Origin of the sequence: Mucilaginibacter sp. (assembly GCF_041660805.1) — a bacterium.
Lineage (GTDB): Bacteria > Bacteroidota > Bacteroidia > Sphingobacteriales > Sphingobacteriaceae > Mucilaginibacter.
This window is the reverse complement of the sequence record NZ_JBAZVP010000016.1, coordinates 1-13771: the sequence shown is the minus strand read 5'-3', so window position 1 is coordinate 13771 and position 13771 is coordinate 1. Positions and strand designations below refer to the sequence as shown.

At 41.6% G+C, this 13771-nt stretch carries 8 protein-coding genes; 6 read left to right on the top strand and 2 right to left on the bottom strand.

The window, feature by feature from the left end:
• Positions 1-56: 56 nt before the first annotated feature.
• Complete coding sequence (locus WC743_RS18015; RefSeq protein WP_373014149.1) at positions 57-701, bottom strand: RNA polymerase sigma-70 factor; 645 nt, start codon at positions 699-701, stop codon at positions 57-59.
• A gap of 285 nt (positions 702-986) precedes the next feature.
• On the opposite strand from WC743_RS18015, the gene WC743_RS18010 reads away from it, so the two are divergent.
• The 5 genes from WC743_RS18010 (at position 987) to WC743_RS17990 (ending at position 10406) form a co-directional block, all read left to right on the top strand.
• Positions 987-2423, top strand: coding sequence for an alpha-L-fucosidase (locus tag WC743_RS18010; RefSeq protein WP_373014147.1), 1437 nt, complete (start codon positions 987-989; stop codon positions 2421-2423).
• Positions 2424-2449: 26 nt separating this feature from the next.
• Positions 2450-5137: a glycoside hydrolase family 2 TIM barrel-domain containing protein gene (locus tag WC743_RS18005; RefSeq protein ID WP_373014145.1), complete on the top strand. Its 2688-nt coding sequence runs from the start codon at positions 2450-2452 to the stop codon at positions 5135-5137.
• A gap of 35 nt (positions 5138-5172) precedes the next feature.
• Positions 5173-6471: a sugar MFS transporter gene (locus WC743_RS18000; RefSeq protein WP_373014143.1), complete on the top strand. Its 1299-nt coding sequence runs from the start codon at positions 5173-5175 to the stop codon at positions 6469-6471.
• A 100-nt stretch (positions 6472-6571) separates the two neighbouring features.
• A complete protein-coding gene (locus tag WC743_RS17995; protein WP_373014141.1) occupies positions 6572-8836 on the top strand; it encodes a GH92 family glycosyl hydrolase in 2265 nt (754 codons plus the stop codon).
• 16 nt (positions 8837-8852) lie between these two features.
• The gene (locus WC743_RS17990) at positions 8853-10406 is read left to right on the top strand and encodes an FG-GAP repeat domain-containing protein (RefSeq protein ID WP_373014138.1); all 1554 of its coding nucleotides are present in this window, start codon (positions 8853-8855) and stop codon (positions 10404-10406) included.
• 65 nt (positions 10407-10471) lie between these two features.
• On the opposite strand, the gene WC743_RS17985 is transcribed toward WC743_RS17990, so the two are convergent.
• Entirely contained in the window at positions 10472-11518 is a 1047-nt protein-coding gene (locus WC743_RS17985; RefSeq protein ID WP_373014135.1) for an exo-alpha-sialidase, read from the bottom strand.
• Positions 11519-11707: 189 nt separating this feature from the next.
• Here WC743_RS17985 and WC743_RS17980 point away from each other — a divergent pair.
• Positions 11708-13771 (top strand): two-component regulator propeller domain-containing protein (locus WC743_RS17980; protein WP_373014134.1); only part of this gene is annotated, 2064 nt, incomplete at its 3' end.

Genomic DNA, 13771 nt, shown 5'->3' with positions numbered 1-13771 from the left:
TAGTTCGTGAACCCGATTTAAGTTAAGACAATTAAAAATTAAAAATTGCCTACAGGCTAAGAAAGGAATTTACAAAAAGTTAATAATAACAAAATACCAGGAGCATACAGGTCAACTACGGAGCGTTTATTTTGTTTAACTGATACCCGATGGTGTGCCAGTATAAGGCTTAGCTTTTTTATTGCTCTAAAAAGCTGGGTTTGTACTGTTCGTGGTGAGATGTTCAATATCTCGGCTACTTCTTTATAACGCAAGCCATCTTCCTTTACAAGGCGGAATACCAGGCATGCCTGTGGTGGCAATGAAGAAATAGCTTTGTCTAAAATGAAATGAAGTTCTTTACGTTCCATTTCTTTTTCAGGATCGTAATTATTTACAAATTCTAATTCCTTAGAATCCTCGGTCTGGACAAGGTGTATGTTTGAATACTTTTTGATGTAGTTGAGCGATTGGTTTTTAACCACTACAAACAAATAAGTTTCGGGATTGGCAATTTCACTTAGGTTGTGACGCGACTCCCAACATCGTATGAATACTTCGGACACGATATCTTCGGCCGCCTCCTTCTGCCGTATATAAAATATACAGAATTTTATCAGCTTAGTGTTTAATGTATGGAAAAGTTGTTCAAATGCCTTAAGATCGTTATTTATGCAAACTCTTTTCCACAAATCTAATGTGTTGGTATCGCTTATCTTCAAAATCGACTTATTTAAGTGTCTCCATGACAATTAACCGCAATGTAACATTTCCGTTATAAAAATAAAAAGAAATTGTAAACTTTCTTAAAAAAAACTGCATTCTATTTGAAGATTTTAAAAAAATTTAACAACACTGTAGGCAATAATTAAATATATATTGTCAATAGAACAGTAATCGACACAAGTAGGGTGTAATTAAATGGATTTTGCAAATTAACAGCGTATCATTTCGCCGGTTAAAGCATTTGCTATTACAAGTCAACTATATTTACTTTTTTAAAAGATATGAAAAAACTTTCCTTAGTACTTCTGCTTTTAGTTCAGTTTAAAATTTTATTGGCTCAGGAGCACCAGCAGTCTAAAAATTATGTGGCCCCTACCGATGCATTGGTGCAGGCTAATCTTCATAAGTGGCAGCAATTAAAATTTGGGTTATTTATGCACTGGGGGCCCTATAGTCAATGGGGCGTGGTTGAAAGCTGGAGCCTTTGCCCCGAAGACGAGGGCTGGACACAGCGTAAAGGCCCTTACGGTGCCGATTATAATGCTTACAAAAAAGCGTATGAAAATCTTCAGACTTCTTTTAACCCCGTAAAGTTCAACCCAGACAAATGGGTAAAGGCCGCCAAAGAGGCCGGGATGAAATATGTGGTATTTACAACCAAGCACCATGATGGTTTTTGCATGTTTGATACCAAAGAGACAGATTATAGAATAACCAGTACTAAAACACCCTATTCATCAAACCCTAAAAGCAATGTCACCAAAGAAATTTTCAATGCTTTTTCGAAAGAGAATTTCATGATAGGGGCTTACTTTTCAAAACCGGATTGGCATTCTGAAAACTATTGGTGGCCATATTTTCCACCTAAGGACAGGAATGTAAATTATGACCCTGCCAAATATCCGGATAAATGGCAAAAGTTTAAAGACTTTACTTATAACCAGATTGGTGAATTGATGAGTAATTACGGAAAGGTGGATATCTTATGGTTAGATGGCGGCTGGGTGCGCCCTAAAAAAACTATTAACACAGAGGTAAATTGGCAAAAATCCATCACCTTTAATCAGGATATAGATATGCCCCGGATAGCTGCAATGGCCCGTGAAAAGCAACCCGGCTTAATTGTGGTAGATCGCACTGTTGCGGGCCCTTACGAAAACTACACCACCCCCGAGCAGCAGGTACCCAATAGCCCGCTGGACCACCCCTGGGAAAGTTGCATTACCATGGGTAATTCCTGGAGCTATGTGCCGGGTGACAAATACAAATCTGCTAATGAGATCATAACCTTACTGATCAAGATAGTTTCGCGCGGAGGTAACCTTTTAATGAATATTGGCCCCGGCCCCGATGGTGATTGGGATCCGGTAGCTTACAGTCGCCTGCAGCAAGTAGGCAGCTGGATAAAAGTGAACGGCGAAGGCATCTATAATTCAACCGCGGTAGCACCATATTCAGAGGGGAGTACTTATTATACTAAAGCAGCCAACAGTAATACTATTTATGCCTTTGTAATTTCAGCTCAAGATGCTGTGATATTGCCATCAAATATCACATTACATCTAAAGGATATTAAAGTGAAAAATATAACATTATTAGGCGTACATAAAAAAGCAAAGTGGACGGCCAATGATGGCACCATTAATATAAGTATACCGGCCGCCCTGCAAACCAATAATGGCTTAACACAAGCGGCTGTTTTTAAAATTCAGTACTAATTATTTCATCTTAATATCATCTAAAAATGCTCCGGAAATTATTTTGCAGATTACTACAACCGAAAATAATATCTGCTCTTACCGTATTAGTTGCCTTAAGTTGCTTTTATCATGAAGTTAAAGCTCAAAGCACTTATGAACTGAATTCCGGCTGGAGATGCGCGCCAATTGCCAATGTAAAAGAAGACGGATCTAAACTTTCAAATGTATCATATAGCACCACCGCCTGGATGCCGGCAACGGTACCCGGTACCGTATTAACCACGCTTTTAAATAATAAAAAAGTGCCCGACCCATTTTACGGGATGAACAATGAGGCGATCCCGGATATATTTAAAACCGGTGCAGCTTACTACACCTATTGGTTTATAAAAGAGTTTAAAGAAACATCCACTACAAATGGCGCCCAGGTTTATCTTAATTTCAGAGGGGTTAACTATAGCTTTGATGTTTTCCTGAACGGTCATAAATTAAATAAGACCTTGCAGAAGGGGATGTTCCTGAGGTTTTCTTATAATATTACATCCTATTTAAATAAAACAGGTAACAACAAACTGGCAGTATTGGTGCATCCGCCCGATGTTTTGGGCAATGCCAATGGCGGCCAGGGCGGTGATGGCACTATTGCCCGCAATGTTGGTTTACAATACACAGCCGGTTGGGATTGGATCCAACCCATCCGCGACAGAAATACGGGTATTTGGGATAAAGTTACCATCCAAAAAACCGGAGCCGTACGCATAACCGACACACATGTTGTAACTATAGTGCCGGGCACAAGGCTACCTGAAGGTCCGCAAAAACCAGCTATTATTAAGCTGGAGGCCGAAGTTAGTAACCCTACTGCAGGTAATATTACAGGCGTTTTAAGCTATGAAATAGCCGGATCGGTATTGTCAAAAAGCGTTACTTTAAAACCTAAAACAACCACCACTGTAAAACTGGACAATTACACCCTGCAAAATCCAAAGTTATGGTGGCCAAATGGCTACGGTCCGCAAAATTTGTACGATGTTAAAGTAAAATTTGTGGCTGGTAGTAAAGTAGTTTCAGATCAGCAAATGCTTAAAGTGGGCGTTCGCGAAATTCAGAGCGAGTGGAATGACCATACCGGAAGCAGGCAAATTAGGGTGAATGGGCAAAAAATATTTATCAAAGGCGGTAACTGGGTAATATCTGATGCGATGCTGCGCCTGTCTGATCTTCGGTATGATGCCGAAGTGCGTTTCCACAGGGATATGAACCTTAACCTCATCAGGATATGGGGTGGCGCCATGATAGAGCGCCCGGAATTTTATGATGCCTGCGATAGATATGGCATACTGGTTTTCCAGGACCTATGGGGATCAGGCGATTGTAACGGGCGCTGGTTAGACCCAATGAAGCTTGATGACCAATGGACACGCCGCAAATACCCGGATGACCATGGCTTGTTCCTGCGCTCGGCCGAAGACCAGATAAAAATGATTCGTAATCATGCATCTTTGGCTATCTGGTGCGGCGGAAACGAGATCACCCCGCCTGAAGATATCCTGATCGCGTTAAAAGAAGATATTTTGCCAAGGTTAGATAACACCCGCTGGTTTGTTGATTATTCCAATTCAGAAGAAATGTCACGCAATGTTTTAGGCGGCAATGGCGATGGCCCTTATGGCATACAACCGCTATCTGTGTTTTGGGAGTTTAAAACTTATCCGTTCAACTCTGAGGTAGGCTCTGTTGGTGTTGGCGATTATGAATCATTAAAAAGGTTCATTCCTGCAAAAAATATGGTAGCGCCCGAGTTTGACCCGGTTACCCGGAAGAGCAAAACCGATAGCGTTTGGGATTATCATAAATACATAGGGTATGACACCAGTATTAGTAAATATGGTAAAATAAAAAGCGCAGCAGATTTTGCCAAAAAGGCACAGCTTGTAAACTATGATCAGTATCGCGGCCTGGCCGAAGGCTTTACCTCACATATGTGGGATTGGTATACAGGCTTTATTATCTGGAAAACACAAAACCCATGGAGCGCTATGCGCGGGCAGATGTATGATTATTACCTTGATCCGAATGCTTGTCTTTACGGCCTGCATAATGGAAGCGAGGCATTGCATGTAATGTATAACCCGGTAAATGGCATGGTAGTGCTTGCTAATAATACCTTTAAAGCCAAACGCAGCATAATGCTGGTTATTAAAGCCTATGATATGGCAGGTAAGGATAGCTTACTTACCCAGGTCTTTGTTGATATAGTACCAACGGCTACCAAAAGGATCTTATCAGTTAAAAAAATAATTGATGAAATGGGCGCAAAAGAGGGCGTGTTTCTTTCGTTACAATTATTGGATACTGATAAAAAGATATTTGCTGATAACCTTTACTGGATACCTGATGCAAAAGGGGAGTTCACCGGTTTGCAAAAAATAAAAACCAATAGCCTGATAACTACAGCCAGATATTTGCGATCAGGAAAAGTTGAAGTAATACTTACAAATCCTCAGAATAAAGTAGTAGCTTTCTTTAATCGTATATCGTTGATTGATGCCACTACAAAAGCCCGCATTTTGCCCGCATTTTATAGCGATAATTACGTATCTGTTTTACCTGGCCAGCAAAAAAAGATCATTGTAGATTACAATCCGGCATTATTTGGTAAAAACCTTATGATAGATGTTGAAGGCTGGAACGGGACATCAAATGCATCACACATCACTATAGCAAATTAGTATAAAGTTAATTTACATATCAAACGCATAAATAAATGACCGATACAGCAACCACCAGTAAAAGTAACAAAGCCATCTTTATTATTGGCATCCTGTTTTTCATATTTGGGTTTGTAACCTGGATGAATTCCGTGTTGATACCCTATCTAAAGTTAGCCTGCGAGTTAAATAACTTTGAAGCTTACCTGGTAACAACAGCCTTTTATCTTTCATACCTGGTAATGGCTATTCCATCGGCATGGGTTTTAAAAGTTACGGGCTTTAAAAACGGCATGGCAATAGGGTTGGCTATTATGGCATTAGGTGCTTTGATATTTATACCCGCCGCTATGACCCGTACTTACGCACTGTTTTTATTGGGGCTGTTTATACAAGGCACCGGGTTGTCGGTATTGCAAACAGCATCTAACCCATACATTGTGATTTTGGGGCCTGTTGAAAGCGCTGCCAGACGTATAAGTATTATGGGGATCTGCAACAAGGTAGCCGGGGCAATTGCACCGATAGTGCTTGGTGCTATAGCACTTAAAGATGCAGATGGATTAAAGGTGCGCTTGCTAACCATGGCGCCTGCTCAAAAAATAATTGAGTTGAATGAACTGGCAAGCAGGGTTATCTGGCCTTACATTATTATAATAGTGGTATTGCTGGCCTTAACAGTATTTATTTATTTTTCGGGCCTGCCTGAAATTGATAAAACAGAAGATGATATAGCCACCAACACCGGAAGCACTGCCAAAACAAGTGTTTTTCAATTTCCGCATTTGCTATTAGGGGTGCTGGCCTTGTTTTTATACGTAGGTGTAGAGGTTATGGCAGGCGATACGATCATCAGCTACGGCTCAAGCCAGGGTATCCCGTTATCTACCGCTAAATTTTTTACAACTTTCACTTTAATAGGGATGACAATAGGGTATGTGTTGGGCATTATTTGTATCCCTAAATATTTTAAACAGGAAGCAGCCTTAAAGGTATCTGCTTTTTTTGGGGCAATATTTACTGTTGTGGCAGTTTTTACTACCGGTTACACATCTGTTTTTTTTATTGCCATGCTGGGCCTGGCAAATTCATTAATGTGGCCTGCTATATGGCCTATGGCGATAACCGGTTTAGGGAAATTTACTAAAATCGGCGCTTCGTTCATGATCATGGCGATATCCGGTGGCGCTATATTGCCATTGATATATGGCCGCCTTGCCGATGCTATGTCACCAAGATTGGCTTACTGGCTTTTAGTACCGTGTTATTTATTTATTCTGTATTACGCGATCTCGGGTCATAAAGCAGGATTGAAAAAAACGAAAATTAACGAAGTATTAGTTCCTGTTGAATAAATATAAACCCAACCATGGCGTTTTAAGTAAAGTGATAAGGGAACAGGAACAAGCACTGCAGGGATAGGCGCAGGTTAAATAATATATTATATACCAATTAATGAAGAACAAATTCAAGCTAATTATACCATTCGTTTTTATTGCCTCGCTGGCATTTGCACAACAATCAAAAAAAGCGCAGAGCATTAAGGCCGATCTTACTCAATACGTCGACCAGCTTATCGGCACGGGTTTTCACGGGCATGTATTCGTTGGCGCAAACGTGCCATTTGGTGCGGTACAATTAGGGCCTACCCAGTTATCAAAAGGATGGGACTGGTGTTCGGGCTATCATATTTCCGATTCTACCATTGTAGGTTTTCAGCACACGCATTTAAGCGGTACGGGTATCGGCGATCTTGGCTATATTTCTTTTATGCCCACAACCGGCAATATCAATGTAAATAAAGGCGATATTAAAGACCCGCAAGAAGGGTATTTTTCGCTGTTTAGCCATAAAGACGAGGTGATAAAGCCCGGCTACTATAGTGTAAAACTAAAAAAGTACGATATAAACGTACAGTTAACAGCATCTAAAAGGGTAGGCTTCCATCAATACACATTCCCGGCGGCTAAGCAAGCAAACATCCTAATAGATCTGGCCGAAGGTATAGCCGACATACCTACAGAAACTTACATTAAGCAAGTTAACAATACTACTATTGAGGGTTATCGTTATTCAAGAGGCTGGGCACGTGCGCAACGCATTTATTTTACAGCGGTATTTTCTAAGCCCATAACCCAGTTTACCGTCTATGATAGCACTGCTTTACAAAAGGGGCTAACCCTTACCGGTAAAAAGGTAAAAGGTGTTATTTCGTTTGAAAGCAAAAAGGGCGAAAAGGTATTTGTGAAGGTTGGTATCTCACCGGTGAGTGCGGCCAACGCCTTGCTTAACATCAATACCGAAATACCCGGCTGGGACTTTAATAAGGTAGTTGCTAATGCAAATGCTGAGTGGAACAAAGAATTGCAAAAGCTTACCATCAAAGCCGATTCTGTTTCCCAATTAAAGAAGTTTTATACCGCCATGTATCATACTATGATAGCGCCATCAATATTTAACGATGTAAACGGCGATTATTGGGGCGCTGATAAGCAGCTGCATAAAAAAGCTTCATTTAACAACTTAACTACATTTTCCTTGTGGGATACCTATCGTTCGGCTAATCCTTTATATACCATAATACAACCTGAGCGTGTCCCCGACATAATCAATACTATGCTTGCCATTTATAAAGAGCAGGGCAAATTGCCCGTATGGCACCTCATGGCAAACGAAACCAATACAATGGTGGGTAATAGTGCCGTGCCGGTGGTGGTTGATGCTTACTTAAAAGGGTTTAAAGGGTTTGACGCAAACCTTGCATACGAGGCGGTTAAAGCAACACAAATGCAGGATGCGCGCGGCCTTAAGTTTGTAAAAGAACTGGGCTTTATCCCTGCTGACAGCACCCGGGAAAACGTGGCAATGGGTTTGGAATACGCTATAAATGATTGGTGCATTGCCCAAATGGCCCGCAAAATGGGCAAAACTGAAGATTACCAATATTTTAGCAAACGAGCCAAGTATTACCAGAACTACTTTGATAAGCAAACCCACTTTATGCGGGGCAAGGTGTCGGCTACCAAATGGCGCACGCCGTTTAGTCCGTTTGAATCGCGCCATGAGCAGGACGATTACACCGAGGGAAATGCCTGGCAGTACACCTGGCTGGTGCCGCATGATGTGGAGGGCCTGATCAGTTTACAAGGTGGTGAGCAGCCATTCATCAAAAAGCTTGATTCGTTGTTTATTGCGCAGGGCGACCTTGGCAAGGAACATTCACCGGATATTTCAGGCCTTATTGGTCAATATGCTCATGGGAATGAGCCCAGCCATCACATAGCTTACTTGTACGCCTATGTTGGCCAGCCCTGGAAAACTGCCGATAAGGTGCGCTTTATTCTGGATAACTTTTATACTACCAAAACAGATGGTATTATTGGTAATGAAGACGTAGGCCAGATGTCGGCCTGGTATGTGCTTTCAACGCTTGGGTTTTACCCTGTAAACCCGGCTAATGGCATATATGTATTTGGCAGCCCCCGCGTAAACGAGGCTACCATTAATTTACCTGCCGGTAAGAAGTTTCATATTTTGGTTAAGAACAATAGTACGGCAAATAAGTATATAGCAAGCGTTACGTTAAATGGCAAGCCATACCTGTTAAACTACCTGGCCCATAGCAGTGTGGCAGCCGGCGGTGAACTGCTAATAACCATGGCAGATAAACCAACCAAATTCGGAACGACGCCTGAAAGCAGGCCAAGATCTGTAAATTAATTCAAAAGGGCAGTGCATGCAAATCAGGATCAAATCACGACGTTTGATATTTACAACCTTATTTGTAAGTACTGCCCTTATTAGTTTTAATGCTTTTACTGTTAAAAAAAAGAGAAGCATTAAAGAGGATGGTAAAGGGCTTTTTACCATTTACTGTGCCGCCTGCCACATGCTGCCTGATCCGGCCAGTTTAACCAAGACTATCTGGAAAATGCATGTATTGCCGGTTATGGCCAGCCGTATGGGGATTATTTATCCTAATTATGACCCTTTAAAAGGTTTGTCGCCAGAGGAACGAGACATTGTAAATCGTAATGGCATCATCCCCTCAAAACCCATGTTAACTCAAAAACAATGGGATATGCTGCAAAAGTATGTTATAAGCAATGCGCCTGATTCTGTTTTACTTGATGAAACCCGCTTAACCCGGAATAGTAATTTAACACAGTTTGAAAGGGCCGATATCCGCGTGGATGAACAATTGCCATCATTAATTACCGGCTTAAAGTTTAATACCGAAACCAACACGTTATGGATAGGCAGTTACTTTAATAAAGTTTTAACCTGGAAGCCCCGCATAGGTGTAATCGAAGTTATTAGAACGCAAAGCCCTGTTGTTGATTTTAGTTTCTATCAAAACAGCACCTACTTTACGCAGGTAGGCAAGCTGTATCCCACCGAACTAAGTATAGGGGCAATTACAAAATATAATGATTCATCCACTTTGATCGGGTCGCTTCACAGGCCGGTTAATACGGTGGTAGATGATCTTGATAATGATGGTGTGCCAGAGATGGTAGTTTGCAATTTTGGTAATAAAACGGGATCGTTATCCTTGTTCAAAAAGGTAAAAGCAGCAAAGTATAAAGAGGAGATCCTGTCAGCCTTGCCCGGCGCAATTAAATGTTATGTGCAGGATATGAACGGCGATGGCAAAAAGGACATTGTAGCCATGTTTTCGCAGGGCGATGAGAGCGTTTACATTTTTTATCAAACCGATAAGCTAAGATTCAAAAGCCTGCGTGTTTTGCGCTTCCCGCCAAACTATGGTACTACGGACATGGTCCTGGTTGATTATAACCATGATGGGCTTACTGATATTGTTACGGTACATGGCGACAATGCCGACTACTCGAATATTTTAAAGCCCTATCACGGGGTTAGGCTGCATATAAACCAGGGCAATGCTGTTTACGCCGAAAAGTTTTTTTACCCTATATATGGCGTTACAAAGGTTTTGGCTGAAGATTTTGACAAGGATGGAGACATTGATCTTGCTGCCAGTGCCTTCTTCCCTGATATGGGGCCGCTGATAAATGAATCATTCGTTTACCTGGAGAACATAGACAGGGACAAGTACACCTTTAAGCCTTTCAACTTAAAAAGCGATGTGCCTTTAAAGACATTAGCGTTGGAGAAGGCCGATATAGATGGTGACGGTGATATAGATATCATAGCCGGCAATTTTGCTCAAAGCCCGGGCGCTGTCCCACCAGAATTAGACCAGAAATGGAAATCGGCGAGGCATGGTTTAACTATTTTCTTAAATAATTTGATAAAGGCTAAATAGAAATTTTTCCCTTAACACCGCTTTAGCATACGCTGCGGCCCGTTCGGTAAAATAAAAACTGGTCTTTATTTTATTGTTAATTCAACAAACTTGATGCTTTTTCTATCAGCGGTATAAGTAACGTAAAGGTGGCCGTTGTTGCCGGCTATAATGGCCGGATAGCTGTATTCACCCTTTTCCTGATTTTCGAAAGTATAAATATCCCTCCAATGTATACCATCCCGCGACACGGCAAGCTTAAGCACCGACCGGCCTTCCCACCAATTTTTACCTGCTTTTAACGGATTATAAACTAAGTATTGGGCGCCGTTTAAATTAACGGCATCGCTGCCCGAGTTTGGATTAGGCAATTGGGTAGCACTTAATTTTGACCACGACTTTCCTTCGTCATCAGACCAGCTTTGTACAATTACATTCTGCTTGCTTCTGGCAAGGAGCTGAAGCCGGTGATCAGGATAAACAAGGATAGATGGCTGGATAGTTTGAAAGGTGTCACAATCTATAGCAACTTGTTTCCAGTGCTTTAATTGTGCATCAGATTTTTCCAGGTGGATGAGCCACTGCTTTTCATCAAGGCTTTCGGTACTTGATGGGTAAAGTATGGAACCATTGCGCAGCTGTACCGGTTTGTTTTTAATGGGGCCGAGATACTTATCGGGTAAGCTAATGGCAGTTGACCAGCTCTTGCCATTATCAGCCGACCATTTGTACCAGGCTTTCCATTCTCTCGGGTTTGGGCCTACTTTGTAGTGAAGGTATAAACGGCCGTCTTTCGCCTTAAACAACACCGGGTTCCAGCAAGCCTGCCGTGTCCCATCAGCTCCAATTCCATCGGCAGCTTTTTTGGGGCGACTCCAGCTTTCCTCTTTTCTTGTCGCGGTCCAAATACTTACATCAGGGCTGCCTTCATGCTTACCGCCAAACCATGCAACCATCAGTTCATTATCAGGTAACCTCACAACGGTTGAAGCATGGCAGGCTTTGAATGCTGTTGAATCGCTCAGATAGGTTTCAGCAACCACTGTAACCTGTTGCGCTTTTGTATTTAAACAAGCAATCAAAGCCAGCAAAATCATTCCTGGTATATACACGTTTTTTCGACGGGAGATCATGGTCATGTTTGGTAAAGATAAGCACTCACAGCTTACCTTAAATTCCAATATTGAATTATCAGCTACGAGAACAAGTAACGGCAGATTAATTTATTAAGGAGACGATCTTTTAGGAGGTTATTTTAGTAGAATGATTAGCTTTGTTTAACTAATTATACTTTAACTAATTATATCCTGCCCAGACCGTTCATGAAGAAAGTTCTGCACATGTTATGTGCTTTTAGTACTGGCTTATTTATATTTTTCGGCAATGAAGTAAAAGCGCAGTCAAGTCACTATCTTGGAATTGATCGCGGCTTGTCCAACAATGCAGTTACCAGCGTTTATAAAGATAAGCATGGTTTTATTTGGTTAGGCACTTATGACGGTTTAAACAGGTATGACGGAAGTGTGGTCACTATTTTCAGAAATATCTGGCAGGATACCACCTCCCTGGCAGACAATCATATTAATCGGCTTACCGGGTATAAAAACAAGGTCTTTGCAGGTACCCTGAAGGGGGCTGTTTATTTTGATTACAGCACATCTAAATTTTCTCACATCTATTATAAAGAAAAAAAGGATGGACCCAGATCAAAAATAACCGGTAATGTAACCGCTTTACAGGCTGATGCCACCGGGAACATTTTCATTGGGACGGAATATACAGGTTTGTTTATTTACAATTCCGGTAACTCCTCTGCTTACCGGGTTCAAATCAAAGGCCGTGGCAACGATTACAGTGTGCAATCTGTAACTGTTGATGCAGCGCAAAATATTTGGCTTTTTGTTAGAAACGTTGGTTTGTGCCGCCTGAATAAAACCAAAAAAGAGGCTGATATTGTAAACCCCGGGCTTAAATATGCCAACTGTCTTACAACTGATAATAAGGGCAATATTTGGATAGGTACCGACAATGGCCTTTACCAATACAGCATGGCAACCGGAAATATTGAAAAAAACTCAACCCTATCTGCCCGGTTAAATAATGAGAATATAACAGATATAAAGTTCGTAAAATCTAACAATGCATGGATAGGCACCAACGGCGGCGGCGTTAATGTTTTAGACACGGTTAAAAAAACGGTAAGGTATATTACCAGTAACAGAAACCCTGCATCCAACGGCCTTCGCAGTGACGCCGTCAGCATGGTCTACGAAGATAACCAACAGCTGGTATGGGTTGCGACGCTAAGAGGGGGTGCTACCTGCTTCGATACCAAAAAGAATGCTTTCAGGTTAATTACTCATGATCCGTTTAGCCAGAATAGCGTTGTAAACAACTTTATTCTTTCCTTTTGCGAAGACAAGTTGGGCAATTTATTGATCGGTACAGACGGAGGCGGGCTAAGTGTTTGGAACAGAAAATATAACACGTTTACCAACTATAGCCACAATGCAGACAATGCCTCGTTGAAAAGTAATTTCGTAGTTAGTATCGTTAAGGATAGCCTGAAGCGTATTTGGGTTGCCACGTTTAATGGTGGTATCGATCAGTTTGACGATCAAACAGGTAAGTTTATTCATTACAAATGTTTCAACACCGCAACCGGCACAGAGGATAAGAACCTTTGGAAACTATATGTTGACCGCAAAAATAACCTGTGGGCGGGCAGCACGCGTGGCGGTGCATTATACAAATTTAACAGCGCCCAAAACAAATTTGAACTGTTTGACGAAAGGCTTATAAATATACATGCCTTGTTCGAAGATTCGGGGGGCGATCTTTGGGCCGGAGATTATTCCAATTTGATAAGGATAGATCGTTCTGGAAAGCGGCACCAATACCTTTCGGTCAGGAATGCGGTACGTTCCATTACAGAGGACCGTTGGCACAACTTATGGCTTGGTACAGAGGGCGGCGGCTTACTAAAATATATTAAAGCCACAGGTAAACTTGTAAGGTACACCCAGGCAAACGGATTGCCAAGTAATTCTGTACTTAATGTACTTATGGACGATAAGGACAGGCTTTGGGCAAGTACCTATAACGGCCTGGCTGAGTATAATGTGCGGTCAAACACCTTTAAAAATTATGATGTATCTGATGGTTTACAGAGTAACCAGTTCAATTTTAACGCGGCACTGAAGTTACGAAGCGGCGAACTGGTTTTCGGTGGAATAAACGGTTTCAACGTTTTTCATCCTGATAGTATCAATCAGTATCAGTCAAAACCAAACCTTAAAATCGTTGGCCTTCAGGTAAACAACAAGCAGTTACTGGGCGCAAGCAAGCTTACTGATTACAAGGGTATTATTGATATGGCTAAGCTG